At 63.3% G+C, this 25993-nt stretch carries 31 protein-coding genes; 22 read left to right on the forward strand and 9 right to left on the reverse strand.

Annotation, left to right across the window (positions count from 1 at the left end; all coding sequences use genetic code 11):
- The first annotated feature begins 10 nt into the window (after positions 1–10).
- Genes motA through BLU39_RS18905 form a run of 5 tightly spaced genes read left to right on the forward strand, consistent with a single transcriptional unit; the run spans position 11 to position 3396 of the window.
- On the forward strand, positions 11–925 hold the full coding sequence (motA, locus tag BLU39_RS18885; protein ID WP_034757817.1) for a flagellar motor stator protein MotA: 915 nt from the start codon (positions 11–13) through the stop codon (positions 923–925).
- Positions 852–1913 (forward strand): flagellar motor protein MotB, encoded by a 1062-nt coding sequence (locus BLU39_RS18890; RefSeq protein ID WP_092715700.1) that lies wholly within the window; start codon positions 852–854, stop codon positions 1911–1913. The genes motA and BLU39_RS18890 overlap by 74 nt, the downstream gene beginning before the upstream one ends.
- Before the next feature lie 16 nt (positions 1914–1929).
- Positions 1930–2220 (forward strand): flagellar biosynthesis anti-sigma factor FlgM, encoded by a 291-nt coding sequence (gene flgM, locus BLU39_RS18895; protein WP_092715702.1) that lies wholly within the window; start codon positions 1930–1932, stop codon positions 2218–2220.
- Positions 2217–2657: a flagellar export chaperone FlgN gene (gene flgN / locus BLU39_RS18900; RefSeq protein ID WP_092715704.1), complete on the forward strand. Its 441-nt coding sequence runs from the start codon at positions 2217–2219 to the stop codon at positions 2655–2657. Before flgM ends, flgN begins: the two co-directional genes overlap by 4 nt.
- Positions 2644–3396: a glycoside hydrolase family 73 protein gene (locus BLU39_RS18905; protein WP_092715706.1), complete on the forward strand. Its 753-nt coding sequence runs from the start codon at positions 2644–2646 to the stop codon at positions 3394–3396. The genes flgN and BLU39_RS18905 overlap by 14 nt, the downstream gene beginning before the upstream one ends.
- A 5-nt stretch (positions 3397–3401) precedes the next feature.
- Here the strand turns inward: BLU39_RS18905 and flgA are convergent, their stop codons facing one another.
- Complete coding sequence (gene flgA, locus BLU39_RS18910) at positions 3402–3941, reverse strand: flagellar basal body P-ring formation chaperone FlgA (protein ID WP_232731046.1); 540 nt, start codon at positions 3939–3941, stop codon at positions 3402–3404.
- A 362-nt stretch (positions 3942–4303) separates the two neighbouring features.
- Here flgA and flgB point away from each other — a divergent pair, with 362 nt between their 5' ends.
- The 13 genes from flgB (at position 4304) to BLU39_RS18975 (ending at position 15414) form a co-directional block, all read left to right on the forward strand.
- Positions 4304–4666, forward strand: a complete 363-nt coding sequence (flgB, locus tag BLU39_RS18915; RefSeq protein ID WP_034758109.1) for a flagellar basal body rod protein FlgB — start codon at positions 4304–4306, stop codon at positions 4664–4666.
- An 8-nt stretch (positions 4667–4674) separates the two neighbouring features.
- Entirely contained in the window at positions 4675–5091 is a 417-nt protein-coding gene (gene flgC, locus BLU39_RS18920) for a flagellar basal body rod protein FlgC (protein ID WP_034757795.1), read from the forward strand.
- A 3-nt stretch (positions 5092–5094) separates the two neighbouring features.
- The gene (locus BLU39_RS18925; protein ID WP_092715711.1) at positions 5095–5748 is read left to right on the forward strand and encodes a flagellar hook capping FlgD N-terminal domain-containing protein; all 654 of its coding nucleotides are present in this window, start codon (positions 5095–5097) and stop codon (positions 5746–5748) included.
- Between the two features lie 58 nt (positions 5749–5806).
- Complete coding sequence (locus tag BLU39_RS18930) at positions 5807–6985, forward strand: flagellar hook protein FlgE (protein WP_092715713.1); 1179 nt, start codon at positions 5807–5809, stop codon at positions 6983–6985.
- A gap of 26 nt (positions 6986–7011) precedes the next feature.
- On the forward strand, positions 7012–7740 hold the full coding sequence (locus BLU39_RS18935; RefSeq protein WP_092715716.1) for a flagellar basal body rod protein FlgF: 729 nt from the start codon (positions 7012–7014) through the stop codon (positions 7738–7740).
- 32 nt (positions 7741–7772) lie between these two features.
- Positions 7773–8561 (forward strand): flagellar basal-body rod protein FlgG, encoded by a 789-nt coding sequence (flgG, locus tag BLU39_RS18940; RefSeq protein WP_171985002.1) that lies wholly within the window; start codon positions 7773–7775, stop codon positions 8559–8561.
- Between the two features lie 11 nt (positions 8562–8572).
- The gene (gene flgH / locus BLU39_RS18945) at positions 8573–9235 is read left to right on the forward strand and encodes a flagellar basal body L-ring protein FlgH (protein WP_092715787.1); all 663 of its coding nucleotides are present in this window, start codon (positions 8573–8575) and stop codon (positions 9233–9235) included.
- A gap of 9 nt (positions 9236–9244) precedes the next feature.
- Positions 9245–10357 carry a flagellar basal body P-ring protein FlgI gene (locus BLU39_RS18950; RefSeq protein WP_092715718.1) on the forward strand — a complete coding sequence of 371 codons (1113 nt, stop codon included), beginning with the start codon at positions 9245–9247 and terminating at the stop codon, positions 10355–10357.
- Positions 10357–10749, forward strand: a complete 393-nt coding sequence (locus BLU39_RS18955) for a rod-binding protein (protein WP_092715720.1) — start codon at positions 10357–10359, stop codon at positions 10747–10749. The genes BLU39_RS18950 and BLU39_RS18955 overlap by 1 nt, the downstream gene beginning before the upstream one ends.
- A gap of 81 nt (positions 10750–10830) precedes the next feature.
- Positions 10831–12192 (forward strand): flagellar hook-associated protein FlgK, encoded by a 1362-nt coding sequence (flgK, locus tag BLU39_RS18960; protein ID WP_092715722.1) that lies wholly within the window; start codon positions 10831–10833, stop codon positions 12190–12192.
- A 10-nt stretch (positions 12193–12202) separates the two neighbouring features.
- Entirely contained in the window at positions 12203–13114 is a 912-nt protein-coding gene (flgL, locus tag BLU39_RS18965; RefSeq protein WP_092715725.1) for a flagellar hook-associated protein FlgL, read from the forward strand.
- Positions 13115–13119: 5 nt separating this feature from the next.
- Positions 13120–14163, forward strand: a complete 1044-nt coding sequence (locus tag BLU39_RS18970; protein WP_254789013.1) for a hypothetical protein — start codon at positions 13120–13122, stop codon at positions 14161–14163.
- Between the two features lie 150 nt (positions 14164–14313).
- Complete coding sequence (locus BLU39_RS18975) at positions 14314–15414, forward strand: glycosyltransferase family 9 protein (protein WP_157808711.1); 1101 nt, start codon at positions 14314–14316, stop codon at positions 15412–15414.
- On the opposite strand, the gene BLU39_RS18980 is transcribed toward BLU39_RS18975, so the two are convergent.
- The 3 genes from BLU39_RS18980 to BLU39_RS18990 all read right to left on the reverse strand — a co-directional run bounded on the left by BLU39_RS18980 (position 15399) and on the right by BLU39_RS18990 (position 19129).
- Positions 15399–17573: a putative bifunctional diguanylate cyclase/phosphodiesterase gene (locus BLU39_RS18980; protein ID WP_314608177.1), complete on the reverse strand. Its 2175-nt coding sequence runs from the start codon at positions 17571–17573 to the stop codon at positions 15399–15401. The genes BLU39_RS18975 and BLU39_RS18980 overlap by 16 nt on opposite strands.
- 123 nt (positions 17574–17696) lie before the next feature.
- Entirely contained in the window at positions 17697–18542 is an 846-nt protein-coding gene (locus BLU39_RS18985; RefSeq protein ID WP_092715731.1) for a DUF5672 family protein, read from the reverse strand.
- A 134-nt stretch (positions 18543–18676) separates the two neighbouring features.
- Positions 18677–19129 carry a hypothetical protein gene (locus BLU39_RS18990; RefSeq protein WP_092715733.1) on the reverse strand — a complete coding sequence of 151 codons (453 nt, stop codon included), beginning with the start codon at positions 19127–19129 and terminating at the stop codon, positions 18677–18679.
- 182 nt (positions 19130–19311) lie between these two features.
- On the opposite strand from BLU39_RS18990, the gene BLU39_RS18995 reads away from it, so the two are divergent.
- The gene (locus tag BLU39_RS18995; RefSeq protein WP_034757742.1) at positions 19312–19779 is read left to right on the forward strand and encodes a PACE efflux transporter; all 468 of its coding nucleotides are present in this window, start codon (positions 19312–19314) and stop codon (positions 19777–19779) included.
- On the opposite strand, the gene BLU39_RS19000 is transcribed toward BLU39_RS18995, so the two are convergent.
- Positions 19755–20636: a LysR family transcriptional regulator gene (locus BLU39_RS19000; protein ID WP_092715736.1), complete on the reverse strand. Its 882-nt coding sequence runs from the start codon at positions 20634–20636 to the stop codon at positions 19755–19757. The genes BLU39_RS18995 and BLU39_RS19000 overlap by 25 nt on opposite strands.
- An 81-nt stretch (positions 20637–20717) precedes the next feature.
- On the opposite strand from BLU39_RS19000, the gene BLU39_RS19005 reads away from it, so the two are divergent.
- Positions 20718–20921 (forward strand): DUF3460 family protein, encoded by a 204-nt coding sequence (locus BLU39_RS19005; protein ID WP_092715738.1) that lies wholly within the window; start codon positions 20718–20720, stop codon positions 20919–20921.
- 48 nt (positions 20922–20969) lie between these two features.
- On the opposite strand, the gene BLU39_RS19010 is transcribed toward BLU39_RS19005, so the two are convergent.
- Complete coding sequence (locus BLU39_RS19010) at positions 20970–21686, reverse strand: YcbK family protein (RefSeq protein ID WP_092715740.1); 717 nt, start codon at positions 21684–21686, stop codon at positions 20970–20972.
- A 132-nt stretch (positions 21687–21818) separates the two neighbouring features.
- Positions 21819–22655: an EAL domain-containing protein gene (locus BLU39_RS19015; protein WP_092715742.1), complete on the reverse strand. Its 837-nt coding sequence runs from the start codon at positions 22653–22655 to the stop codon at positions 21819–21821.
- A gap of 232 nt (positions 22656–22887) precedes the next feature.
- On the opposite strand from BLU39_RS19015, the gene BLU39_RS19020 reads away from it, so the two are divergent.
- Positions 22888–23700: a class II glutamine amidotransferase gene (locus tag BLU39_RS19020; RefSeq protein ID WP_092715744.1), complete on the forward strand. Its 813-nt coding sequence runs from the start codon at positions 22888–22890 to the stop codon at positions 23698–23700.
- Between the two features lie 62 nt (positions 23701–23762).
- Here the strand turns inward: BLU39_RS19020 and BLU39_RS19025 are convergent, their stop codons facing one another.
- Positions 23763–24293, reverse strand: coding sequence for a GNAT family N-acetyltransferase (locus BLU39_RS19025; protein ID WP_092715746.1), 531 nt, complete (start codon positions 24291–24293; stop codon positions 23763–23765).
- A 301-nt stretch (positions 24294–24594) separates the two neighbouring features.
- Here BLU39_RS19025 and BLU39_RS19030 point away from each other — a divergent pair, with 301 nt between their 5' ends.
- Positions 24595–25650, forward strand: a complete 1056-nt coding sequence (locus BLU39_RS19030; protein WP_092715748.1) for a sulfate ABC transporter substrate-binding protein — start codon at positions 24595–24597, stop codon at positions 25648–25650.
- Positions 25651–25697: 47 nt separating this feature from the next.
- Here the strand turns inward: BLU39_RS19030 and BLU39_RS19035 are convergent.
- Positions 25698–25993, reverse strand: a 296-nt coding sequence (locus BLU39_RS19035) for an IS1595 family transposase (RefSeq protein ID WP_139178368.1), incomplete at its 5' end; no start/stop codon positions are given.

Genomic DNA, 25993 nt, shown 5'->3' on the forward strand with positions numbered 1-25993 from the left:
GGCAGTTGACATGGTAATTATCGGTATCTTAATCGTGATGGGGTGTGTATTCGGAGGCTTCGCCCTGATGGGCGGCACCGTCCACGCGATCTGGCAACCGGTCGAGCTGATCATCATCATCGGCGCCGCCGTCGGCGCCCTGGTGCTGGGCAACCCGAAGCATGTACTCGGTGAAATGCTGCACCAGATGCGCAAGATCGTCACGCACAAGAAGCAAGGCTCGGAATTCCAGCGCCAGTTGCTGCTGCTGATGTATGAACTGCTGCAAACGGCCGCCGGCGGCCTGAAAGCGCTCGACGCCCACGTCGAGGCGCCGCGCGAAAGCGCCCTGTTCCAGCGCTACCCGCTGGTGCTGGAAGAGCCGAAGCTGCTGGCCTTCATCGTCGACAACTTCCGTTTGATGGCGATGGGCAAGATCAACGCGCATGAACTCGAAGGCGTGCTGGAACAGGAACTCGAAGCCATCCACGACGAATTGCTGCAACCGTCGAAATCCTTGCACAAGATCGCCGAAGCCATGCCCGGCTTCGGTATTCTGGCCGCCGTTCTGGGCATCGTGATGGCCATGAATTCCGTGGCCGACGGCGCCGATGCGGCGGAAATTTCGGAAAAAGTGGGCGCCGCCATGGTCGGTACCTTCATCGGTATTTTCTTTTGCTACGGCGTGCTTGATCCGATGTGCAACATGATGAAGCAGCTGGTGGGCGAGGAAGGCTCGACCATGGAATGCGTGAAGGTCGTGCTGGTCACGCACGTGGCGGGCAAACCGCCGCTGCTGGCCATCGATGCGGGCCGCCGCCTGGTACAGCTGAACATCAAGCCGAGCTTCGCCCAGCTGGAAAGCTGGATCAATGCGCTGGAAGATGGCGGCGCCGAACAAGAGCAAGGCCAAGGCCGGGGAGGCCGCCGTGCTAAAGCCGCATGAGAAACATGAACAGGCCATCATCAAGCGTGCGGGACGCAAGCATGACGACGATGGCCATGGCGGCGCCTGGAAAGTAGCGTTCGCCGACTTTTGCCTGGCCCTGCTGTCGCTGTTCCTCGTGCTGTGGCTGATGGCCGCGCGCGAGCAGCAGGCGATGAAGGAAATCATGATGGATGCGTCGGCCAGCAGCCGCCAGGGCGAAGGCCAGGGCGTCATGCCCGAACAGAGCGGCGGTCCGCGCGGCAGCCTGATCGAGCGTTTCCCCATGCCCCGCAAGGGTTCGGGCGACACGCGCACGGAAGGCAAGCAGACGCAGGAAGGCAAGGCCGGCGCCGCGCCGCAAAACCAGACCAAGGTCAGCTACCAGTCGCCGGAAGACCTGCTGTCGCTGTCGCGCGCGCTCGACAAGCTCAGCGACGAAGCTGGACTGAAGAGCAATCTGCAATCGGTGATCACGCCGTACGGCTTGCGCGTCATGCTGCACGATACGGACAAGCAAGGCATGTTCGTGCGCGGCAGCGCCGTGCCGACGGACCGTTTCCGCAAGCTGCTGCGCCAGATGGGCCCGGTATTCGCGCAAATGGAAAACCAGATGCTGATCGTCGGCCATACGGACTCGATGCAATACGCCAATACCGGCTATGAAGGTTTTTCGAACTGGACCCTGTCGGCCAACCGCGCCATGTCGGCGCGCGCGCAATTACTGATCGGCAGCATGAGTCCGGACAGCGTGCTGCAAGTGGTGGGCATGGCCGACCGCGCGCCGCTGGACGTGAAAAATGCCAGCGCCGGCATCAACCGCCGCATCGAACTGTTAATATTGACGCGTGGCCAGGCCGACAGCATCGCCGCCATGTTCGGCATGGCCGGACAAAAGCCGCAAGGCGACGAGCTGCAGGTGGGCGAACCGGACTCCGGCACCCTGCAACGGTTGCGCGACAAGCTGGGCCTGCCGGCAAAGAAGGAACGGGACGAGCATGCAAATTAAGGGCAAGGGACAACGTATGAAAATCTCCTCCGGCAACACCGGTGCTGCCGTGCGCAGCAGCGCCGTCGCGCCGGCCGAGGCGATCGCCGAACACGCGGGCGCCGCAGGCGCCATGGCCGGCTCGTCGGCCGGGGCGGAACTGCAATCGGCCGTGCTGCAACCGGCCATGGCCGCCTTGCGCGCCATGCCCGAGATCGACCACGAGCGCGTGGCCATGCTGCGCGATGCGCTGGCCAAGGGCGAATTGCCCTTCGATCCATCGAAACTGGCCGGCTTGATCCAGCGCTTCCACGGCGGCGAATCGTGACCGCGCCGCGCAAGGGCATCACGCGCCAGGAAGCCGTGCGCCGCGTGCTGCTAGGCATGGCGGATGACCGCGCCGGCTACGCCGCCCTGCACACCTTGTTGGAAGAGCAATTCCAGGCCACCCTGCACCACCAGAGCGCCCGGCTGACGGCGCTGGCCGACCAGGTCATCGCCGCCGTCGAACCGCTCGATGCGCGCCGCCGCCAGCGTGTCAGCCTCGTCGCTGCCCTGCTGGGCCCGCAAGGCGATATGGCGCAATTGTTTGCGCTGTTACAACAAGACGCGCGCAGCAAGGCTGCGGCCGACTGGGCCGCGCTCGAGCAGATGGTGCTCGAATGCAAGCGCCTGAATACCCGCAACAGCGATTTATTAACAGAGCAGTACAGCATCATGCAGCGCGTGCTGCATGGCGAGGAAGATACGTATGCGCCAAGCTGATTTCCTGACCACCCGCGCCACGGCGGCAACCCCATCGACGGCAGCCACGTCCGCCGTGCAGAGCAATATGCGCGCCACCGACGCCACTGCCTCGACCGGCAACTTCAGTAGCGTATTCCGCCAGGTACAGGGCGAAGTGGCCCGTTTCATCGAACAGGGTGGCGGCAACGCCACCAGCCTGAGTCCGCAAGGACGCGCCTACCTGGAACAGAGCCAACCCGTGAATGTGTTGGGCAGCATCAACCAGGGCGGCGAGATCGGCGAAACGCAGCAGCAATTCCTCGCCTCGATCAAGCCGTGGACGCAAGAAACGGGCGCCCGCCTGGGCGTGGCGCCGGAAATCGTCGCCGCCCACGCGGCGCTGGAATCGGGCTGGGGCCAGCGTCCGCTGCGCCAGGGCACGGGCGCGGACACGAATAATCTGTTCGGCATCAAGGCCGGCGGCAAATGGCAGGGCGACGTGGCCAGCAACATGACCACCGAATACGAGGCGGGCAGCGGCACGGCCCTGAAGAAAACGGAACGCTTCCGCAGCTACCCGGACCAGGCCAGCGCCTTCCGCGACTATGCGCAAGTGTTGCTCGACAACCCACGCTACCGCGCCGCCCTGAACACGGGCGCCGATGCGGGCGCCTTCGCGCAGGGTTTGGCACGGGGCGGCTATGCCACCGATCCCAACTACGCCGCCAAGCTGACGCAGCTGGCGACGCGCCTGCAGCGCACGGCCGCCGCCGACTGATCTCCTTAACGGCCGACAATATCGGCCGGTTCCACCACGCCCGCATCGACCACCCTGGCACGTATGACCGTGCCGCTGGTGGCGTTGCGCACGCGAATCACCTCGCCCAGCGCGCCCGGATCCATCGCTTCGCCGGCCATGCTCACTTCCACCTGCTCCTTGCGCGCCACGATGTTGACGGCACTGCCCCGCTTGACCAGCACGGGCGACGCCAGCTGTCCCTGGCGCAACACTTCGCCGGTGCGCAGGCTGCGCCGACTCGACAGGCCAACGGCGCCAGCCAAGGAGGCTATGCTGTCGGGCACCATCGTCACGTCGCGCCGCGCCAGGGTCACGTCGCCCGCCTGCAGCGGCGTATTGGCCGTAACGGGGGCGCTGGTGACGGCCACCTGGGCCGTGATGCTGCCGCGCGCCAGCATTTCATAACGCCATCCGTTGCTTCCAGGACACACCGCGACAAAACGCATGCGCTGCGCCGAGCGGCTGTCCGCCGTTTCCAGCGCAACGGGCGCCGCGCACGCCGGCATGGGGCGCGTGCTTTTCACGACAGTCACCTGAAACTGCGGTTCCAGCAGTCCCGCCGAGGCTGCCTGCTGTGCCAATTGCTCCCGCGCCAACTGTTCCACACGTGAAAATATATTGTCGGCTGGCAATTCTGCGCGACCTGCACTACTATATAGGCTGGCCAGTAAAAAGAGGCCAGGAAGCAGTATGCAGCGATATTGCGCCTTGTTCCACATCACGGAATAGTTCTCAAAGTAAATCATTGCTAACCTTAATCAAAGATACTGAAGCGGCATGACCTTACCATGCGTCAACATGACCAGGCTGGGATTTTACCTCTGCACCACCTGTTTTCTGGCCCGAACCGCAAAAAGCACGATCGAATTCAATACAAAGGATGACCATGGGGATTAATTTCAAGGATGCGCTGGGCGTGCACGCCGATGCACTCGCGCTGCGTGCCGACCGTACCCGCGTGCTGGCGGCCAATATCGCCAATGAAAACACGCCCGGCTTCCAGGCCATGGACATGGATTTCGGCAGCGCCCTGCAACAATTGCAGGACAACGAAGCCGGCCTGCTGTCGACCGATGACGATGCCAGCGCCCTGTACCGCGTCCCCTACCACCCCAGCCGCGACGGCAATACCGTCGAAATCGGCGTCGAACAGGCGGCGTTTTCGCAGAATGCCACCGACTTCCAGACCAGCCTCACTTTCGTCAACATGAAACTGAAGGGTCTGTCCAAGGCCATTTCCGGACAATAAGGATCAGCATGAGCTTCCAGGATATTTCCAAGATCGCCGGTTCGGCGATGGCGGCGCAAACCGTGCGCCTCAATACCATCGCCAGCAACCTGGCCAATGCCGATTCCGTTGCCGGTTCCGAAGGCGAAACCTACCGCGCGCGCAAACCCGTGTTTGCGGCCGTGATGGACGGCCCCGGCGCCAGCGGCGCGGGCGGGCGCGTACAGGTGCTCGACGTGGTGCAAAGCGACGAGCCGCTGCGCAAGGTGTATGAACCGGGCCACCCGATGGCCAATGCCGATGGCATGGTGTTCTACCCCAACGTCAACCAGGTCGCTGAAATGACCGACATGATGTCGGCGTCGCGCGCCTTTGAAACCAATGTCGAAGTTCTGGGCCGCATCAAGTCGATGCAGCAATCGCTCCTCAAATTAGGTGAAGCATAATCCATGGAAACCAATCTCTTTACAAATAACACCAGCGGCAGCAACAACGGCAGCAATGCGGTCAAGTCGCAAGGCAATGCCACCCAGGACATGTTCACCAAATTACTGGTCGCCCAGATCAAGAACCAGGACCCCCTCGCGCCGACCGACCCGAGCCAGTTCGTCAATCAATTGACGCAGCAGGCGCAGACGGAAGCGATGCAAAACCTGTCGGCGCTGACCAGCGCCAATGCCAGCGTGCTGCAATCGATGCAGGTGCTGGCCCTGGGCGCGCAAGTCGGTTCCGAAGTGATGGTCAACAGCGAAACGGTGCAACTCGACAAGAGCAAGGTCAACGGCAGCATCGCGCTGGCCGCCAGCACCACCATGACCACGGTGACCCTGAAAGGCATCGACGACAAGGAATACAAGATCGAACTGGGCGCCAAGTCGGCCGGCACGGTGCCGTTCACCATCGACCCGGTGGCCCTGGGCCTGCCTGCCGGCACCTACAGCATGACGGTCAGCACAGGCGGCACCGAAAAACCGACGGTCGACATCGCGGGCAAGCTCAACAGCGTGCGCCTGTCGTCCGGCGGCGCCATGATCCTGAGCGTATCGAACCTGGGCGAAGTCAACCCTGGCGCGATCACCGGCTTTAACGGCAAGACGGCCTGATCCGCCCTTCCCTTTGTTTCCAGCACACTAATCTCGTCCTTCACTAAAGGAAGTCAACATGAGTTTCGACATCGCCCTGTCCGGTATCCAATCCATCAACCAGCAGTTGAACAGCACCAGTAACAATATCGCCAACGCCGGCACCTATGGCTTCAAGAGCAGCCGCGCCAACTTTTCGGCCATGTACGCCGGCTCGCGCGCGACGGGCACGGAAATCGGTTCGATCACGCAAAGCATGTCGCTCAATGGCGGCGTGCTCAACACAGGCCGCGCGCTCGACGCGGCCATCGACGGCCGCGGCTATTTCGTCGCGCGCGATGCGCAAAACACCATGAGCTACAGCCGCGTCGGTATCTTCTCGGCAAGCAATGACGGCAAGCTGATCGACTCGAACGGCCGCCTGGTGCAAGGCTACGCCGCCGTCAAGGGCAGCACCACCCTGGGCACCATGGGCGACATGCTCATTCCGACGGGCCAGATTCCCGCCGTGGCGTCGACCAAACTGGCATACGCGGCCAATATGTCGTCCGAATGGGCCGTCAAAACCCCCGCTTTCGACAAGACCAATGAGCTGAGCTACAACAGCGCCAAGTCCTCGATCGTCTACGATTCGCTGGGCGCCAAGCACTCGCTGGGCCAGTACTTCGTCAAGACGGTGACGGGCGTGGATGTGCACTACACCTTCGACAACGCCGATGTGACGCCAGTGACGAGCATGACGTTCGACACGAACGGCAAGCTGGTGACCGGCACGTCCGCCTCGCCAGTGCTGCCGACGCCGCCTGGCGCGGCGGCGCTGACGATCGCCATCGACTATACGGGCACCACCCAGTTCGCCGGCGAAGCGACGACCTCGACCGACCGCGCCGACGGCTATGCCTCGGGCACCTACACAGGCGTGGAACTGGCCGATGACGGCTCCGTCGTGGCGAAATACACGAACGGCCAGAAGCAAAGCATCGGCGTGATCGCCCTGGCCACCTTCCCCGACGAAGGCGCGCTGACGGCCGTCAACGATACGAGCTGGGTTGCCTCGACCACTTCCGGCACCGCCATGTATGACCGCCCAGGCGTAGGCATGGCCGGCAAACTGGTGACGAGTTCGCTGGAACAGTCGAACGTCGACATCACCTCCGAACTGGTGGGCCTGATGACGTCGCAGCGCAACTACCAGGCCAACTCGAAGGTCATCTCGACCGAGAACGCCATGCTGCAATCGCTGATGCAAGCGCTGTAATCCACGATACGCAAAGGTAAAGAGCAATGGATGCGCTGATTTATACCGCCATGAGCGGGGCCGACCGTGCCTTGCGGGCACAGCAGGTACACGCCAACAACCTGGCCAATATCGAGACGGGCGGCTTTCGCGCCAACCTGGAAGTGTCCACTGCCCAGCCGCTGCAAAACGGCTACGGCTACGACGACCGCCACATGACGCAGACGCAGTCGAGCGCCGTGGGCACGCGCACGGGCACGATCAAGGAAACGGGACGCGAACTCGACGTGGCCGTCACGGGCCCCGGTTTTCTCGCGGTGCAATGGCAAAACGGCGAAGCCTACACGCGCGCCGGTGCCATGGACCTCGATGAAACGGGCGCGCTGACCATCAACGGCCGGCCAGTGCTGGGCGAAGGCGGTCCCATCACGATTCCCGAGCACACCAGCCTGTCGATCGGCGCCGATGGCACGATTTCCATCCAGGTGCCGGGCACCGCGCAAATGCAGACCGTCGACAAGCTCAAGCTGGTCAACGCGGAAGCGGGCGAGCTGACGAAGAACGAGGCGGGCCTGATCGTGGCGCGCAGCGGCGAAGACTTGCAGGCCGACCCGGCGGTGCGCCTGCGCGACCGCCACCTGGAAGGCAGCAACGTCTCGGCCGTCGAGGAAATGGTCGCCACCATGAGCCTGAACCGCAGTTTCGAGATGCAGATGAAAATTTTCAAGGCCAGCGACGCGATGACCGAGTCGGGCAACCGCCTGCTGGGCGCCTAAGCCCAACGCCAACCAATTACCAGGAGTAAATCATGAATCCAGCAATGTGGATCAGCAAGACCGGCGTGCAGGCACAAGATGCCAAACTGCAAGCCATCGCAAATAACCTGGCCAACGTCAATACCGTGGGCTTCAAGCGCGACCGCGTCGTCTTCGAAGACCTGTTTTACCAGGTCGAGCAGCAGCCGGGCACGCAGCGCGCCGACAATACCCTCTCGCCATCGGGCGTACAGCTCGGCAACGGTACCCACATGGTGGGCACGCAAAAGGTGTTTACCACCGGCAGCCTGCAAACGACGAGCCGCGAATTCGACGTCGCCATCACCGGCAACGGCTTTTTGCAGGTGCTGCGTCCGAACGGCGAAGCGGCCTACACGCGCGCCGGCCAGCTGGGCATCAATGAAAACGGCGTGATGGTCAATGCCCAGGGATTGCCGCTGGTGCCGCAGATCACCGTACCGAACAATGCCACGGCGATCACCATCGGCGAAAACGGCATGGTCACGGCCACCGTGCCGGGCAATGTCAACGGCACCCAGCTGGGCCAGCTGAACCTCTCCAGCTTCGTCAACCCGACGGGCTTGCTGGCACTCGGTGAAAACCTGTTCCAGGAAACGGCATCGAGCGGCACGCCGACGGAAGGCCGTCCCGGCGAAGGCGCACTGGGCAAACTGAAACAGTTCGCGCTGGAAGGCTCGAACGTGCAGGTGGTCGAAGAGATGGTCGACATGATCGCTGCCCAGCGCACCTATGAAATGAACACCAAGGTGCTGTCGGCCGCCGACAACATGCTGCAATACCTGGCGCAAGCGGCACGCTGATGACGGTCGCCATGAAAGCCGCGGCAGCCATGCTGCTGGTATTGATGGCCGGTTGCGCCAGCCGGCCGGCCGCGCCGGTGGCGCCCAGCTTCTCCGATACGCCGCTGCCCGTGGCGCCGCGCGGCGGCGCGCGCGGCGGCGTGGGCGGCGGCGTGTTCAATGCCGACGCGGGCCTGGACCTGATCTCGGACAGCCGCGCCTTCCGCGTCGGCGACGTCGTCACGGTGGCCCTGCAGGAAACCACGCAGGCCAGCAAGAAGGCCGGCACCTCGTTCAACAAGGGTTCGTCCGTCGGCGTGAATGCAGCCAACATCCTTGGCAAGACCTTCCCCAAGACGGGCATCGACCTGTCGGCCGACCGCAACTTCGCCGGCGATTCGACCAGCACGCAGCAAAATGCGCTGTCCGGCGCCATCACCGTGATCGTGCAGGAAGTGCTGCCGAACGGCTTGCTGCGCGTGCAAGGCGAGAAAACCCTGACCCTGAACCAGGGCGAGGAATTCGTGCGCCTGCGCGGCTACCTGCGCGCGGCCGACATCGATTCGAACAACCAGGTCTCGTCCTTGCGCATTGCCAATGCACAGATCGCCTATTCCGGCCAGGGCACCCTGGCCGAAGCCAATACACCAGGCTGGCTGACGCGCTTCTTCGTCGGCCCATGGATGCCGTTTTAAGGTGAGCTCATGAAATTTCGTTCCGCCCTGCCTCTGGCAGCCATGCTGGCCGCGCTCTCCGGCCTTGCCCTGCCCGCCAGCGCCGCACAAGTGCTGCGCAACCTGGTCAGCATCGAGGGCGTGCGCGACAACCCGCTGGTCGGCTACGGCCTGGTGGTCGGCCTGAACGGCAGCGGCGACACCACCCAGGTGAAGTTTTCCAGCCAGTCCGTCGTCAACATGCTCAAGCAGTTCGGCGTGAAGATGCCGGACGGCGCCGAAGCGAAAAGCAAGAACGTCGCCACCGTCATGGTCAGCGCCGTGTTTCCACCAGGATACCGCCGTGGCCAGGCCATCGATGTCACCGTCTCGTCGCTGGGCGATGCGAAAAGCTTGCGCGGCGGCACCTTGCTGCTGACGCCACTGCGCGCCGCCGACAATGAAACCTATGCGTTGGCGCAAGGCAACGTCGTCGTCGGCGGCCTGAACGCCACCGGCAAGAGCGGCTCGTCCGTCACCGTCAACACGCCCACCTCGGGCCGCATTCCCAACGGCGCCAACATCGAGCGCGAAATCCTCAGCGATTTCTCGACCAGGCCGACCGTCACCCTGAACTTGCGCCACCCGCATTTCGAGACCGCCATCAATATCGTCGAAGCCGTCAACCGCCGTTTTGGCGCCGTCGCCACGACGCGCGACGCCACCAGCGTGGAAGTGCTGGCGCCGGAAAACCCGACCCAGCGCGTGGCCTTCATGGCCAAGCTGGAAGCGCTCTCCGTCGATGTGGGCGTCGATACGCCGAAAGTGGTGTTCAATTCACGCACCGGCACCGTGGTCATCGCCGAAGGCTTGCGCGTGAAGGCGGCCGCCGTCACGCACGGCTCGCTGAAAGTGGTCATTTCCGAAAGCTCGGCAGTGAGCCAGCCGGCGCCGTTCGGCCGCGGCCAGACCACCGTCACGCCGCAATCGAAAGTGTCCGTCGACCAGGGCAACGGCAATATGTTCAAATGGCCGGCCGGCGCCAAGCTGCAGTCGATCATCGACGTCGTCAACAGCCTGGGCGCTTCGCCCGATGACATCATGGCAATTCTGCAAGCCCTGGATCAAGCCGGGGCCATCGAAGGCGAACTGGTGGTGATCTGATGCTTAATATCAACGACAGCAGCAGCGCCCTGCCCTCGGCGCTCGACGACAAGTCTCCTGCGGCAGCCACGCCGGCCGACCCGCGCTATGCGGCCAAGGCCACCGAGGCGGCCGTCAAGTTCGAAGCCTTCTTCATCTCGCACATGCTGCGCCAGATGCGTTCGGGCACGCGCGAGATGGCGGGCGAAGACAGCGTCTTCAAGGACCCGATCAACAGCGACATGCTGGAAATGGCCGACAACCTGGTGGCCGACAAGATGGCCGGCCAGCGCGCCTTCGGCATCGCCGACGCCATCCTGCGCCAGCTGCTGCCGCCGGCCGGCGCCCCCGTGGCGGTCAACAGCGCTGTCAAGACCGACAATATTGCAGCGCCGCTTAATAAATCCGTCTGAAGCGTCGCCTGTACAAGGTAACAACGATTCAAGGCTTGCCCATCGGCACGCGCCACACTCTTCACGAAAGAAACTTGCCCAATGAGCATCATCAGCAATGCATTGTCAGGCAGCATCGCCGCCCAGGCCGCACTCAATGCGGCCAGCCAGAACATCGCCAACCTGCAAACGGCGGGCTACACGCGCCAGGGCGTGCTGTTGTCCTCGCTTGGTGCCGGCGTGGGCGTGCGCTCGGCCGGCAATGGCGTGGAAGTGTCGGCCCTGCTGCGCTTTGCCGATGCCTATAAAAGCCAGCAAATGTGGCGCGCCGCGTCCGACCAGGGCGCCCGTTCGCAGACCCAGCCTTACCTGACCCAGCTCGAGCGCGTGATGGGCGACGATGCGTCCAGCATCAGCAACGGCATCGACGGCTTTTTCGCCGCCCTCAATGCCTCGGCCGTCGACCCGACGTCGACGCCGCTGCGCCAGCAAATCGTCACCTCGGCCGACGCCATGGCGCAGCGCTTCAACAGCATCAGCACCGTCATGGGCAACCAGCTGCTGTCGGTGCAGCAGCAACGGGCAGCCATCGTGCCGCAAGCCAACACCACCCTGGCCAATATCGCCGCGCTGAACCAGCGCATCAGCACCTCCACGGCATCGGGCACGAACGTGTCGTCGCTGATGGATGCGCGCGACCAGCTGATCGATGGCCTGGCCTCGCAAATGGGCATCGAAGTGCTCGACCAGCCGGACGGCTCGCGCAATGTCTCGCTGAAGTCGGGCCAGCCGCTGGTCATCGGCAGCCTGGCCGGCACCCTGAGCAGCAGCATGACGAACACGGGCGAGCAAACCCTGAACCTCGATTTCGCCAAGTCCTCGTACAAGCTCGACCCGGTCGCCATCGGCGGCCAGATGGGCGGCCTGGGTGAGTTCGAGCAAAATACCCTGAAACCGCTGCAGCAGTCGCTGCAAGACATGGCCACCCAGCTGACCAGCAAGGTCAACGCACAGCTGGCTCTGGGCAAAACCATGGCCGGCGCGCCAGGCGGTCCCCTGCTGGTCTACGCGAATGGCAAACTGAGCATTACTCCCGGCTTCAACGCCAAGGACCTGGCCCTGTCGCTGACGGGCGCGGCCGGCGACAGCGGCAACCTGCAGAAATTGATCGAGATCAAGAATCAACCGATCACCGTCAGCTGGGTCGGTTCCGTCCTGATGAGCGACGCGGACACGCAACTGGTCGGCAAGCTGGGCATCTACAGCCAGCAGAACCAGGCCTTGCTGAAGACGGCCAACACGGTGCGCTCACAAGCGATCGACGACTGGAAATCGACCAGCGGCGTGAACAAGGACGAAGAAGCGATGAGCCTGGTCGAATTCCAGAATATGTACCAGGCAAACATGAAAGTCATTTCCGTGGCGAATAGCCTGTTTGACGCCACTTTGCAAATGATGGGTTAAGGAGAAGATCATGCGTGTCGCCAGTAGCCAGTACCAATCGCTGATCAATATTTCGCTTCAGCAAAACCAGGAACGCATCAACTTCCTGACCCAGCAAATGTCGTCGGGACTGCGCATCCAGCTGCCGTCGGACGATCCGATCGGCAACGTGCGCATTTCGCGCCTGACGCGCGAGCAAGCGATGGTCACCCAGTACCAGGACAATATCGCCACAGTGAAAGTGCGCCTGCTGAAAAACGAAAACTACCTGTCGAGCATGGTGACCGACATGGGCCAGGCGCGCGACCTGCTGGTGTGGGCCGCCGACGGCAGCAACACGCCGGGCGACCTGAATGCGATGACGCAATCGCTGACGGCCATGCGCGACAGCGTGCTGTACACGGCCAACCTGAAGGACCAGGAAGGCCGCTACATGTTTTCCGGCACCGCCACCGACCAGCCAGCGATCAAATACGATCCGGCGGCAGCCGTCGGTTCGCGCTACACCTATGTCGGCAATACCGACACGCAGACCGTGGTGGTCGGCAATGGCGTGACCCAAGCGGCCAACGTCGACGTGAAGAACCTGGAAGTGTGGCTCAACAAGATCGACAAGGTCGTCGACACCCTCGGTGCGCCCGGCGTCAACCCGAACGACCCGGCCGTGCGCGCCATCGTCAACGACGGCCTCGGCGGCACCGATGACGGCATGGATTTACTTTCTGGCAAGATCGCCATCTTCGGCGGCGCGCAAAACATCCTCACCACGCTCTCGGGCAACCTGGCCAATGTCTCGCTGTCGAACAATTCGGCCCTGCTGGACTTGAAAAAGACCGACATGGGCGCCGCTGCCATCGAACTGACCGGCTACCAGACGGCCCTGCAGGCAACATACAAAGCCTACGCCAAGGTTGGCACCATTTCCCTGTTTGATCTTCTCTGACCATCATGCAAATCGTTCAGACCTCCTCCTCTTCCGGCGTCAATGCCAAAGGCGCCGGCACAGCCCGCGTCGTCGATGACGCATCGGCCGCCATCAACGGCGGCGCCAGCGCGCGCAGCGAGGCGCCGGCGGCGAAGAGGTCGACGGCGAGCTTGCAGCGTGGCCTGAGCAACTGGGACCACCAGTTGCAGGGAGAGATTTCCAACGCTCAACAGACACTCGACTACCTGGAACGCAGCAGCAGCCAGTTGCAGGCGCTGAAAAGCGAACTGGCGGCCAAGCTGGCCGCGCGCCAGGGCCGCGAAGGGCAAGTCGAGGCCAGAGTCCGCCAATTCAGCAATACCTGGCGCCAGCGCGCCAGCGCCTCGGGCGGCACGCTCGACGCACAGCTTGGCTATACCAGCCCGCAGGCGGCACAGCAGCAATTCAGCATCCGCGGCCTGACCATGGCCAGCCTGCAGGAAGGCCCGCAGGAAGTGCTGGCGTTTTCCGTCGGCGGCGCGAATCAGGCCTTGCGCTCGGTCAATATCGAACCTGGCCTGAGCGCGAATGAAATCGTCTCGCGCTTCGACCGCGCATTGATGCCGTCAGGCATCAGCGTCAAGCAGGGCGAGAACGGCGAACTGGTGTTCAGCACGCCGGAGGCGAACTGGGCCAACGTGCGCGACAGCCTGTCCGTGCGCGGCAGCGGCATCCGCTACCCGACCGGCCAGATGAGCCGCGTGCGCACGGATGCGGAACCGGCCGCCATCGCCCCGGAAGAATGGAATACGGGCGACGTGGAAGCCCTGCGCGCCACCTTGCAGCAAGTGGTGCAGGCGCTGGCGCAGTTGCAGGCGGCGCGCAGCTCCGTCAGCCTGGCCCTGGCGCAAGCGACGGGACGGGTGGCCCGCGCGCAACCGGTGCAAGTAAACGTCAGCATGGATACCCTGGCGGAAAACTTCACGCAAAAGGCAAGCGAGCCCGGCTATGAATCGCTGCTGGCGATCAGCTCGGCACTGGTCGGCATCAGCCGCGAGCGCGTTGTCGCCCTGCTGGGCCTGGAATAATCGCTCCCGGCGCGTGCGCCGCCCTGGCGCACGCGGCAATAAAAAGGACGCGCACCCTGGCCCCGGACAGTGGAAATCCGTAAGATGCTGCTGTCGTTGGCCAATTCACCAGTACGCCAGCGCATTCCGTCATCCACTTCCGGAGTTCCCTTGATAAAAACCGCCGCCCGGCTGATCAGCCATGCCCTGCTGGGCAAATCCGGTAAGCAGCCCCTCGATATCGCCAAGGTGCGCAAGGTGCTGATTTTGCGCAACGACAAGATCGGCGACATGATCGTCACGTCAGCCCTGCTGCGCGAACTGAAGAAAAACTATCCGCACTGGCAGATCGACGTGGCCGCCAGCAGCGCCAACCGCGACGTCATCGCGGACAATCCGCATGTGAACGAGATCCTCATCTGGGACAAGCAGCCGCTGCTGCGCGACTTGCGCACCACCATCGCCGACCTGCGCCGGCGCCGCTACGACGTCATCTTCAATCCCTACAACCGCTTTTCGATTCCCTTGCTGCTGCGTATCAAATGGCTGGGGGCCCGCTATCTGACGGGCTTTGCCATTCCCAAGTACGGTACTTCGACGGCGAAGCTGGGCATGTTCGACCATACGGTACCGTGCGACCGCAGCCGCCACATCCTGCACAGCTTTTTCGCCACGTTCGAGGGGTTTGGCCTGCGCGACATCGACATGCGCTATGAACTGTTCGGCGTGGACGCGCATGCGGCACGGGTCGACCTCGCCTGCGACAGCCTGCTGCGTGCTCATGAAGGCTTGTTCTGCCTCAATTTCCAGGGCAGCAATGCGCAACGCACGGTCAGCGTGGCCGATGCACAGCGCTGCTGCGCCGCCCTGGCGGCACGCTATCCGCGCCATGCGCTGCTGGTGATCGCCGCGCCGGGCACCGAGGCGCGCGCCGCCGAGATCGTGCGTGGCGCCGCCCATGCCAACGTGATGAGCGCGCCGCCCACCGGCCACATCCTGGAGCTGGCGGCCCTGATACGCCGCTGCGAACTGGTGCTGTCGCCCGACACGTCGGTGATCCACATCGCTTCGGCGTATGACAAGAAAATCGTCGGCTACTACATCCGCACCGACAACTACCGCTGGTTCTATCCGGCCAGCCGCCACTACCGCGTCATCCTGGCGACCGGGCTGACCCTGGCCTCCGTCAGCGCTGCCGAAACCCTGGCCGCCGTGGAACAGCTGATGGAGGGCGCCGGACCGGCGCAGGAAACGCTTCAGGCCGCCGGCTGAGACGCTAGCAGCCGGTCCATCTGTCCCGCCGGCACCGCGCGCGAAAAGAAATACCCTTGCGCATAGTCGCAGCCGGCGGCGCGCAGCAGGTCGCGCTGCGACGCCGTCTCCACGCCTTCGGCCACGACTTTCAGACCAAGCCGCTGCGCCAGGGCAATGATCGCCTCGCACAGGCCCTGCCCCGCGCCGTCGCGTCCCAGTTCGCCGACCAGGGAACGGTCGATCTTGAGAAAGTCGATATCGGCCTTCTGGATGCACGCAAGCGACACCTGGCCGCTGCCGAAATCGTCGAGCGCCAGCGCCAGGCCCATGGCGCGGAACTGGCGCAGCCGATCGACCACCTGGCGCGCCTCGTCGAGCAGCACCGCTTCCGTGGTTTCGATGACGATGGCGCCCGGCGCCAGGCCCTGGCGCGCCAGATGCCCGCCCCAGTCCTGGTACAGCGCGGCGTCGCAGCGAAATTCCACGGCCGACTTGTTGATGCTGATCTGGATCGAAGCGCCATGCTCGTCCTGCCACTGCCGCGCCTGGCGCACGACCTGGCGGAACACCCACTCGCCGATATCGATGATCAGGCCGTTCGCCTCGGCAAAGCCGATGAACTCGGCGGGCGCCAGCAAACCGCGCAGCGGATGGCGCCAGCGCAGCAGCGCCTCGGCCCGCTCGATGCTGCCATCGCACAGGCGGATGATGGGCTGGTAATGCACTTCGAACTGGTCCTGCGCCAGCGCCAGGCGCATCTCGCGCACCGTGCTGCGGCGCAATTCGGCCGCCTGCTGCAAGGCCGGCGTGAAATAGCTGTAGCCGTTGCGCCCCGCGCTCTTGGCCGCATACATGGCCTGGTCGGCATGCCGCAGCAAGGTGTCGGGCGCCTCGGCGTCGGCCGGATACAGGGCCACGCCCACGCTGGCCGACACTTGCGCCGTATCGCCGTCGAGCACGAAAGGCTGGGCCAGCGCGGCCGTCAGCTCCTGCAGCACGCGCTCGATGCCGCCCAGCTGTCCCACGCCGGCCAGGATAACGGTAAATTCGTCGCCGCCCAGGCGCGCCACCGTATCGGTGGCGCGCACGCGTTCGGTGATGCGCCGCGCCGCCTGGCGCAGCAGCATGTCGCCCTTCTCGTGGCCGAGGCTGTCATTCACCTGCTTGAAATGGTCGAGGTCGATGAACAGCAGGGCCAGGCAAGCGCCCTCGCGTTTGGCGTGGGCCGCCTCGTGCTGCAAGCGGTCGAGAAACATGTGGCGGTTCGGCAAGCCCGTCAGCTGGTCGAAATTGGCTTGCCGCCAAATGCGTTCGGATGCCGCGCGCTGCGCCGTGATGTCGCTGACCAGCGCCAGCGCGCCCAGGTAGGTGCCGCTGGAGTCGAAGATGGGATTGGTGGCCAGGGTAGCCCACAAGGTGCTGCCATCGCGCCGCAGGAACTTGAATTCGTGGCGCTCGACGATGCCATCCTGGCGCCGCGCAATGTTGCGCTCGAGGATGGCGCGCCCCTCCTCATCCATGAAAGCGGCCAGCGGCTGGCCCAGCATATCCTCGATCTGGCAATCGAGCATCTGCGCCATCTTCGGATTGACAAAGCTGGTCAGCGCCTGCGCATCGATTTCCCAGATGCCCTCCTCGGCGCTGTGCACGATGCGCCGGAAGCGCTCTTCGCTGCGTTCGAGCGCGGCCAGCTTGCCCTCGGCCTGCTCGAGCACCAGGCGCAGCGCCTGGCCGTTCGGGTCGGCGCTGCCCAGCAGGCTGACGGGCAAGCCCGCCTCGCGCACGCCGGGACGCGGCGGGGGCAGTTGCACCTGCAGCTGGATGCGCTCGGGCTCGCTGCTATTGAGCACGCGTTCCACGAACTGTTCGTAATCGCGGCGGAACGCCTCGTGCACAAAAGAACGGAACAGCACGTGGCCAGGACGCCCGCGCGCCAGGCCGAACAGTTCGGCCGCCACCAGGTTGACCTGCAGGATCACGCCATCGAGGCCCAGCACGAAATAGGCGACGGGCGCCAGCAGGTATAAATCGTTGAAATACGCTTGTTCGCGTTCGGCCTTCATCCGTTCCGGACTGAAGACGCCATCGTCAAGCAGAGGCGCGACATGCCGCGGCACGCCGTCGTGGCCGGGCGGAGAGGAATCCAGAGCAGGTACCGCTTGCGGTGGTGTATCCATGGCTGTCCTTGGCACGGCCGCCCTGGAAAACAGGTGGGTGCAGTAGCGAGACTAGCACGCGCCACGCGCAGTGTCGAGCCATGCCTGCCGATATGCCACTTTCGCCACAAGCGGTCAGGACAGCTACGCCGGCAGCGCAGGGGCGCGCGAGCGGCCACGCGTGAGCGCATGCCAGCCGGCACGCAGGGCAAGCAGACAGGCATCGGCGAACATGGCGGCGCCACCGTTGAGGCGCCGGCGCAATACGTGTGCCGCCATCCGGTAGCGGCCGGAACCATACAGCTGCTTGACCAGCCTGCGCACGGCGGAGGCATGCATCAAGGCATCGTCGCACATGAGCAAGTAATCACGCAGCGCCACGTCGTCCAGCACACGGCCAAAGTTGAAAAAACCATGGAAACCGAACGTGGGGCCGGTGGGTTCAACACATTCGAAGGCAAAGCTGGAGGCCAGGTCGGCGTCGGCAAAGCGCACGCCAAAATCCTCGCGCAATCGGTCGCCATGCAACTCGCAGATCGCATAGTCCTCGGGATGGACTTGCGTGATGGCCAACTGAGGCAAGACCTCATACAGGCGCCGCGATCGCAACGAAAAGCCGCCATTGCCGACGGCCACCGGGCGATGCGACCACGGTGCGCCTATGTAATCGCAGTCCAGGAAAGCGTTCTGCCATTGGCGCACATCCACGACGAAACTGTCCCACTGCATGATGAGCACATGCGTGCCGCTGAAATGGGCGCCCAGCTCATGCACCATGAATGCCGAATACGCCTCCACGCTCTCGATGGGCGCAATCAGTACCTGGCGTATATGCGGGGGCAAGTCATGCAGGCGGGAAGTGAACAGCAGGCATTCCTTGAAATCGGCGCCGGCCAGGCAGCGCTCGATGGCAAAGCTGGCCAGCTCGGGATAACGCGTTTCCACGCACACCAGGCTGATGTTGCGGAGGTCCAGCTTATCATTATGCATCGCAGGCTTTTCAATCGAAGTATAGGCGGAAGGCATGCTAGCGTGGGCATGGCATATTTTACAACGCCAGCATCTTACAGCGCAAAGCGGAGCCGGGCAAGGGGCATGACCCGCCCCACTGCAGTGAAAACGGCTCAGCGCCCCATGCCACGCCGGCGCAAGCCGAAATCATGGCCCACCACCAGCAAGGTGCTGGCCACCAGGCTCGACAAGCCCACGATCAGCTGGATCAGCTTATCGTCAGGCAATATCCACAAGGACGAGGCCGGCGTCTCGCAGCCCGTGGCCGCGCTGATCAGCGGAGACACCCAGGCCGCGTCCGGCGTCACGTCCAATACGACGGCGCCGTCGGCGCTCGTCTGCATATAAATGTCGCCCCCTTCGGCCAGGGTAAAGCAGATGCCCACGCCCGTTTCCGTGGCGCGGATATTGTCCTGCATGCTGCGGTTATGTTCCTCGATCCACACTTCCACGTCGTACGGCGTTTCCAGGTGTTCCCATGGACGGGGGCGGAAACGGGGACGTTCGTCCGCGCTGGCGGGGGTGCCGGGAACGTCGGGGATGTTGCTGTCTGCTGCGCCTTGCATGCTCGTTGACCTTTTCTGCGGTGATGCGGCGGGACCGGTTGCCCGCCAGCCGCCATTATCCCCCGTTCGCGGCCAGCATGGTATTCCCACGCCGAATCAATCAGAAAAACTGACAGCTATCGACTTCAAACATCAGCATACCTGACTTAAAATGACCGCCATCTCTTCTTTACAGGCTTTACATGCAAGGCATCAAACGCAAAATCGTCTACGTCACCGCCTTTGAAATCATCGGCATGGCCATTTCCACGGCCTGGCTGACCCTGCTTTCGGGCGAATCGCCCACCAGCACCGGGCCGCTGGCAATCATGATCACCACCATCGCCGTGATCTGGAACCTGCTCTACAACACGGCATTCGAATACTGGGAAATCCGCCAGGTGTCGCGCACGCGCACCGTCTGGCGCCGCATCCTGCATGCGATCGGTTTCCAGATCACCTTGGTCATCTACCTGATCCCGCTGATCGCCTGGTGGCTCGACATCAGCCTGTGGCAAGCGTTCGTGCTCGATTTCGCGCTGATGCTGATCATCCCGTGCTACAGCTTCATCTTCAACTACTTCTTCGACGGCCTGTTCGGCGTGCCCCTGTCGGCGCAGCAGCCGAAGGAAGAGCCAGCGAATGTTCAGGCCGCTTCACTGAGCAACTGAAGAAAGGACCGCGCCGCCATCCCCAGCAGCCGGTCCTTCATCCACACGAGGTGGATGGGCACGACGAGGCCATTGCCCGTATTCTTGAACGCCACGCAGCGCACCCGCCCCGCCGCCAGCGAATCCTGGATGGCCGAGGCGGCGAAGTTGCCCCAGCCCAGTCCCGCCTCCACCATCGCCAGCGCCATCGGCAAGCTGTCCGTGCGCCAGTAGGACAGCCCTACGACGGGGCGCGCATCGGCCAGGTCGAGTTCGCGGCTGGCCACGATGATCTGGCGCAAATTCACCAATTCCTCGATATACAGGGGCCGGCCCGCCGCGTCGGGCGGATGCTGGGTGGAGATAATGGCCAGCAAGGCATCGCTGCCCACCAGCTGGAACTGTTCCTCGTGATTGATGCGTCCGCCAGCAAAAGCCATGCAGACGCTGATGCGGCCCCGGTGCAGCATGTCGAGCACGTCGTCCTGCGGCGCCGTCAGCACTTCGATGTCGAGCAGCGGATGGCGCTGCGACAGCGCGCGCACGGCGGCCAGGAAAGGCGTATGGTCGAGCTCGGCCGCGATGCCCAGCGAAATGCGGCTTTCCAATCCCTGCGACAATTCCTGCACGTGCAGGTGCAACTGCTTCAACTGCTCGGCGATCAGGCGCGCGTGCGGGATCAGCGCCATGGCGGCGGGCGTGGGCACGGCTTCGCGCGCGCCCCGGTCGAACAGGGCGATGCCCAGTTCCGCCTCGACGTTGGCGATCGCCATGCTGACGGCCGATGGCGCCCGCCGCAAGGCGCGCGCGGCGGCCGAGAACGAGCCGCCGTCGACGACGGCGAGGAACAGTTCGATGTTATGGCTGGACAGTTTCATGGGAATATGCAAAGTGCGGTGGAAAGTGCGGCACTTTTGCGCGCCAGGGCGGTCAAAAGGGAACATCATGGGAGGACACGCATGCGCCATCGACTACCGTACCGCCGCAGCGGCTATGTCTCCGACTTTACCCGCTTTATCGACGGCTATTTGCAGACGCACCCGGAAGTACTGGAAAACCAGCGCCGCGGCTGGCGCATCTGGTGGGAGCGCCCCGCCAAGCTGCACGAACTGGAACTGATCCACGCCGACAGCGTGCCGGAGCCGCCCTACCACTACGATTAGTCAAAAACGCCTGAGCAAACTGTTTTGTCAGGCGTTTTAAGCGTAGGCTTAACCTTTCCAGGTGCGTTGCAATCCCGTGTCTGCGTGAATCCAGCCGCCACGGGGGCCGGAGCGGTAATAAAAGCCCACGCCGCCCTGCTTGAAGCTGCGCACGAGCGAACCGAGCACTTCCGCGTTCAAATTGGCCACGCGGATATCGGCGGCGCGGCCCGAGATGTGCAGCGACTGGCGCGCGGCGGGTACGCCCGCTTCGCGCAGCTTGCCGTTCGATTCGGCCGTGCGGTAGCCCGACAGGATTTCCAGCGGCTGCTCGATGCCGTAGCGGGCCACGAACGCTTGCGTGCCCCACAGGGTTTCCAGCAGTTTCGGATCGATGGGCGCCGTCTTCTTGCCGTTCACGTCGCGCAGCAAGTGGCACAGTTCCTGGTAGGCCGAATCGATGACTTCGCCATCTTTCCAGTACAGCAATTTTGCCTTTTCATTGCTGGCCGGGCGCACCACTTCCAGGGTGCGGGGCTTGAGCCAGAATTCCAGGTCCAGCGCCTGCGCGTCGAAGATGTCGGGCGGCGGTTCCATCTCGGTGATGGCCTGGCGCGACTGCGAGGTGATCGAGCGGTCGACGCTGGCCAGTTGCGTCGGCTGGGGCGGCACGCCCGTGCGCGGCGCGCGCGGCTTGGCGCTGGCCGAAGCCGAGACGGGAGCGGCCGTGCGCGAAGCGCAGCCGATGAGAGGAGTGGCAACGAGGCCCAGCGCGGCCAGGCCCATACCGTGATGTAGAAAATTTCTGCGCGATGCCATAGTCAGTCCAATTTAACGATGGGAATACTATAGCGTATTGTGCTGCGAAGAAAAACCCTCCATGCCTATCGTACGCGCCTGATTGCCCCGCTTTTTGCGTCAGGCGGCCGCTACGATGGACGCGACGCCCTCTTTCGCCTGCGCGAGTGCCGTCAATGGCTTGTCCAGCAAGTATCCCTGGGCGACGATGGGCAAGCCCGTGGCGGCGCCTATGCGCTGCAGCGCGGCCAAGGCGGCCGGTGTGTCGAGGCGTTTGAAGATGACGCGGATTTTCGCCGCATGGCACACGGTGACGAAACTGGCGACGGCCTGCTCGTCGCTGAGATTGCCCGCGTCCAGCTTGAACGCATGCGGGTGCAAACGCTCCAGCATGCCGGTTGCCTCCTGCACGCTGGCCACGTTGATGGCCAGGCGGAAACCGTTACGCCGGTAATTGTCGGCCACGTAGTTGAGCAGCCAGCCCTGGTTAGGCGTGACCGTCGGCAATTGCAGCACGATGCGCTCGATGGGCAAGCCCAGCGCGTCGAGGATGCGCTGGAAAGCGTGGCCGTGATTGCTGCTGACGGCGCTCAGCAGCCGGTCATGCACGTTCAGGTACAGGTCGGCCTCCTCCGCTTCGCTCTGGCGAAAGAAATTGATCGCATGCAGCATGCGGCACAGCCGGTCCAGCTCCACGGATTCGTCGTCGCTGGCCGCGTGATCGAGCAAGCGCCACAGCGACAAGCCCTCGTCCGCCTTCGACACGCTGCGCGCCAGGCCCTCGAACGCCAGCAGCTTGCCGCTTTCCAGTTCGCGCAGCGGCTGGAAAGCGCTCGTCATGGTGCAATTGAAAAAGCGCCCCAGCGCCCTGCCCTCCCCGTCGAGCCAGACGCTGGTGCCGGCCTGGGTTTGGTGCGACAGGCGGGCCAGGTAATTTTTCAGGACGGGAAATGGCATACGTGCTCCTTCATCGGGCTGCGCCAGCTGCCCTCATGGGGAAGGCGGCGCCAAAGTGTGCAGACTAAGGCAGCGCCAAGCAAAGGAGAACGAATGGTTTCGCCATTTGATATGCGCCCAGCACATAAGCGATGCGACGGCCGGCGCATAACGATACTCGGAAACATTCCTTCCCGCCCCCGGCGCCCGCCTTTACTGTGGGCGTGTACCGATATCATCAGGAAGGGCCGCCATGTGCCAGTTACTCGCAATGAACAGCAGCAAGCCGGCCGCGCTGGGATTTTCCTTCGCCGGCTTTGCCGAACGGGGCGGACGCACGGACGAGCACCGCGACGGCTGGGGCATCGCCTATCATTCCGGTAGCGGCTGCACCCTGCTGACGGATCACCTGGCCGCCATCGATTCGCCGCTGGCGGCCCAGGTACAGCGCCATCCCGTGAAGGCGAAAAACATCGTCGCGCACATCCGCAAAGCCACGCAGGGCCGCATCGCGCCGGAAAACACCCACCCGTTCGCCCGCGAACTGTGGGGCAAGACCTGGTCGTTTGCCCACAATGGCGACTTGAAAACGTGGCGCGCGCCCGCCAACGCGCACTACCGCGCCAGCGGCGACACGGACAGCGAACAGGCGTTCTGCCACCTGCTGGCCAGCCTGCGCGCTCAGTTTCCCGCCGGCGAACCGGCACGCGCCGACTTGCGCGCCGCCATCGCCGAGGTCGCCAGGAACATCGCCGCCCATGGCAGCTTCAATTTCATCCTGTCGGACGGCGAGCTGCTGTTTGCCCACTGCTCCACGCATCTGCACTACGTGATACGCGAATACCCGTTTTCCGTGGCCCAGCTGATCGACTGCGAGCGCAGCATCGACTTTCGCCAGCACAACCACCTTGACGACCGCATCGCCGTCATCGCCACGCATCCGCTGACGCAAAACGAAAACTGGCTGGCGTTCGCACCGGGCGAACTGAAACTGTTTAGCGGCGGCACCTTGCTGCCGTCAAACGATGCTGCGCCGCAAGGCGTGTATATCCAGATTAGTTATTAAGAGAGAGCAAAAGAAGGGAAAGGCCCGCCGCCGGATGGGCGGGCTGAAGTGCAGGACAGGCGTCAGGCCGAATTGCAGTTGCAAAAGCGCTTGCGCTTGGGGTCGCCGCTGGCGATGCCCGCGGGATCAATCCGTTTCCAGCAAAATACCGTTTCCACGCCATAGGGCGAGCGCACATTGCCCGCCTCGACATAACCCTGCTTGACGAAAAAGTCCTGACTCGTTGCCGTGCTGTGCAGCTGCAGGGCCTTGATGCCCCACTCGCGCGCCTGCGCTTCCAGTTGCGCCACCAGCGCCTTGCCGGCGCCGCGGCCTTGCGCCTCGGGCAGCAGGTAGCACAGGGCCAGCTTGCCGGCGCGCGTCAGCAAGCCGACGCCGACGACGGCGCCCGCCTCGACTGCGACCAGCGAAAAATTGGTGGGCGACGCGAACCAGCACGCCACCATCTGCGGTGTTTTATTGCCCAGCCAGGCTTCCAGGATGGCCGGATCGTCCCGATGATCGAGGCTGCAGCATTCGACGATGGAGCGTCGTAATACATTGCACGCCTCGAAAGCGTCGGTCGATGTTGCAATACGAATTTCAAGACTCATGTACGCTCACAAAATATTCCAGTTGCCGATGCAGACGGTTTTACCCCTGTATCGCGCGATTCGACTATACACCAAGCGGCGCAATCGGGTTTTTTGCCGCACGCCACAGACCGGTTCTGCCTATGGCGCGATGCTTGCAGACTAAGTGCTGATGCGCGCCTTGCCCACGAATGTTTCCAAAAATCGATATCTGTTTTTTAGCGTAAACGGGAATCAAATCTAAGCATATTACGAAAAATTCGTTTCTTTTCCGGCCGGAATTTTAGACTATGTCTATCTATTCTCACAACAAGAGTTCAACATGACCCATTCCAACGCCGTATCGACTGCCGCAGCCACGTTCACCCAACGCTCGCGCCGCTGGTTCCTGGCCAGCGCCCTGGCCGCTTCCGCAGCCGCCATGAGCCTGCCGATGACCGTGTCCGCCGCCGAACCCGTGGTCTTGCTGAACGCCTCGTACGACGTGATGCGCGAACTGTTCAAGGATGTGAATCCCGCATTTATTGCTGACTGGAAAGCCAAAACGGGCGAAACCATCACCATCAAGCAGTCGCACGGCGGCTCGAGCAAGCAAGCGCGCTCCGTTGCCGATGGCCTCGAAGCGTCCGTCGTCACCATGAACCAGGCCAATGACATCGACATCCTCGTCGATCGCGGCCTCGTGGTGGCCGACTGGGCCAAGAAATTCCCGAACAACGCAGCGCCGTTTTACTCGACCATGGTGTACCTGGTACGCAAAGGCAACCCGAAACACATCAAGGATTGGGACGATCTGGCCAAGCCCGGCATCAAGGTCATCGTGCCGAACCCGAAAACCTCGGGCAATGGCCGCTACACCTACCTGGCGGCCTGGGGCTATGCCGTGAAAAAAGGCGGCAGCGAAGCGCAGGCGCGCGAACTGGTGAGCAAGCTGTTCAAGAACGTGCCCGTGCTCGACGGCGGCGGTCGCGGCGCCACCACCACCTTCACGCAGCGTGAAATCGGCGACGTGCTGGTGACGTTTGAAAATGAAGTACAACTGGTGCGCGCCGAATTCGGCGACAACTTCGAAGTCGTGTATCCAAGCATCTCCATCCTGGCCGAATCGCCGGTGGCCGTCGTCGACAAGGTCGTCGACCGCCGCGGCATCCGCAAGGAAGCCACGGCCTACCTGCAATACCTGTACTCGGAACCTGGCCAGGAACTGGTCGCCAAGCACTATCTGCGTCCCCGTTCGGCCGCAGTGGCCAAGAAATACGCGGCCAGCTTCAAGCCGATCACGCTGTTTACCATTGATGACGTCTTTGGCGGCTGGAAACAAGCGCAAAAGAAACACTTTGACGATGGTGGTGAGTTCGACAAGATTTATCAGAAATAATCTTCGCCACATCAGCAAAAACCGGGACATGTCCCGGTTTTTTTAGGCTATGTCATCGTCAGATGTGGGAATGCGCCCAATGTTGCCTTCAATAACGTTTCGGGTGAGCGGATGCGCCCGGCATCGAGGATCCAGCGCCATCCCAGGTAGTTCGGCAGATAGCGCGTCGCCACGCCGTGAAACGGGCCCAGCCATTGTCGCAATCGGCTGTGATAGGCGTTGACGTTCTGCACGTGGGCGGCGCCCTGCACGCGGATGCCGGCGCGCAAGTTGACGGCCTGATGACTGATGCCCGCTTCCCTCGCAAAAGCCCGGTAGGCGGCATGGCCATCGGTGACCAGCA

This window comes from Janthinobacterium sp. OK676, assembly GCF_900103595.1.
Classification (GTDB): Bacteria; Pseudomonadota; Gammaproteobacteria; order Burkholderiales; family Burkholderiaceae_D; genus Janthinobacterium.

What these genes read in the sequence shown, in the direction of transcription:
- motA (WP_034757817.1), top strand. Translation starts at nt 11, where the DNA reads ATGGTAATTATCGGTATCTTAATCGTGATGGGGTGTGTATTCGGAGGC.
- BLU39_RS18890 (WP_092715700.1), top strand. Translation starts at nt 852, where the DNA reads ATGCGCTGGAAGATGGCGGCGCCGAACAAGAGCAAGGCCAAGGCCGGG.
- flgM (WP_092715702.1), top strand. Translation starts at nt 1,930, where the DNA reads ATGAAAATCTCCTCCGGCAACACCGGTGCTGCCGTGCGCAGCAGCGCC.
- BLU39_RS18905 (WP_092715706.1), top strand. Translation starts at nt 2,644, where the DNA reads ATGCGCCAAGCTGATTTCCTGACCACCCGCGCCACGGCGGCAACCCCA.
- flgB (WP_034758109.1), top strand. Translation starts at nt 4,304, where the DNA reads ATGGGGATTAATTTCAAGGATGCGCTGGGCGTGCACGCCGATGCACTC.
- flgC (WP_034757795.1), top strand. Translation starts at nt 4,675, where the DNA reads ATGAGCTTCCAGGATATTTCCAAGATCGCCGGTTCGGCGATGGCGGCG.
- BLU39_RS18925 (WP_092715711.1), top strand. Translation starts at nt 5,095, where the DNA reads ATGGAAACCAATCTCTTTACAAATAACACCAGCGGCAGCAACAACGGC.
- BLU39_RS18930 (WP_092715713.1), top strand. Translation starts at nt 5,807, where the DNA reads ATGAGTTTCGACATCGCCCTGTCCGGTATCCAATCCATCAACCAGCAG.
- BLU39_RS18935 (WP_092715716.1), top strand. Translation starts at nt 7,012, where the DNA reads ATGGATGCGCTGATTTATACCGCCATGAGCGGGGCCGACCGTGCCTTG.
- flgG (WP_171985002.1), top strand. Translation starts at nt 7,773, where the DNA reads ATGAATCCAGCAATGTGGATCAGCAAGACCGGCGTGCAGGCACAAGAT.
- flgH (WP_092715787.1), top strand. Translation starts at nt 8,573, where the DNA reads ATGAAAGCCGCGGCAGCCATGCTGCTGGTATTGATGGCCGGTTGCGCC.
- BLU39_RS18950 (WP_092715718.1), top strand. Translation starts at nt 9,245, where the DNA reads ATGAAATTTCGTTCCGCCCTGCCTCTGGCAGCCATGCTGGCCGCGCTC.
- BLU39_RS18955 (WP_092715720.1), top strand. Translation starts at nt 10,357, where the DNA reads ATGCTTAATATCAACGACAGCAGCAGCGCCCTGCCCTCGGCGCTCGAC.
- flgK (WP_092715722.1), top strand. Translation starts at nt 10,831, where the DNA reads ATGAGCATCATCAGCAATGCATTGTCAGGCAGCATCGCCGCCCAGGCC.
- flgL (WP_092715725.1), top strand. Translation starts at nt 12,203, where the DNA reads ATGCGTGTCGCCAGTAGCCAGTACCAATCGCTGATCAATATTTCGCTT.
- BLU39_RS18970 (WP_254789013.1), top strand. Translation starts at nt 13,120, where the DNA reads ATGCAAATCGTTCAGACCTCCTCCTCTTCCGGCGTCAATGCCAAAGGC.
- BLU39_RS18980 (WP_314608177.1), bottom strand. Translation starts at nt 17,573, where the DNA reads ATGGATACACCACCGCAAGCGGTACCTGCTCTGGATTCCTCTCCGCCC.
- BLU39_RS18985 (WP_092715731.1), bottom strand. Translation starts at nt 18,542, where the DNA reads ATGCATAATGATAAGCTGGACCTCCGCAACATCAGCCTGGTGTGCGTG.
- BLU39_RS18990 (WP_092715733.1), bottom strand. Translation starts at nt 19,129, where the DNA reads ATGCAAGGCGCAGCAGACAGCAACATCCCCGACGTTCCCGGCACCCCC.
- BLU39_RS18995 (WP_034757742.1), top strand. Translation starts at nt 19,312, where the DNA reads ATGCAAGGCATCAAACGCAAAATCGTCTACGTCACCGCCTTTGAAATC.
- BLU39_RS19000 (WP_092715736.1), bottom strand. Translation starts at nt 20,636, where the DNA reads ATGAAACTGTCCAGCCATAACATCGAACTGTTCCTCGCCGTCGTCGAC.
- BLU39_RS19005 (WP_092715738.1), top strand. Translation starts at nt 20,718, where the DNA reads ATGCGCCATCGACTACCGTACCGCCGCAGCGGCTATGTCTCCGACTTT.
- BLU39_RS19010 (WP_092715740.1), bottom strand. Translation starts at nt 21,686, where the DNA reads ATGGGCCTGGCCGCGCTGGGCCTCGTTGCCACTCCTCTCATCGGCTGC.
- BLU39_RS19015 (WP_092715742.1), bottom strand. Translation starts at nt 22,655, where the DNA reads ATGCCATTTCCCGTCCTGAAAAATTACCTGGCCCGCCTGTCGCACCAA.
- BLU39_RS19020 (WP_092715744.1), top strand. Translation starts at nt 22,888, where the DNA reads ATGTGCCAGTTACTCGCAATGAACAGCAGCAAGCCGGCCGCGCTGGGA.
- BLU39_RS19025 (WP_092715746.1), bottom strand. Translation starts at nt 24,293, where the DNA reads ATGAGTCTTGAAATTCGTATTGCAACATCGACCGACGCTTTCGAGGCG.
- BLU39_RS19030 (WP_092715748.1), top strand. Translation starts at nt 24,595, where the DNA reads ATGACCCATTCCAACGCCGTATCGACTGCCGCAGCCACGTTCACCCAA.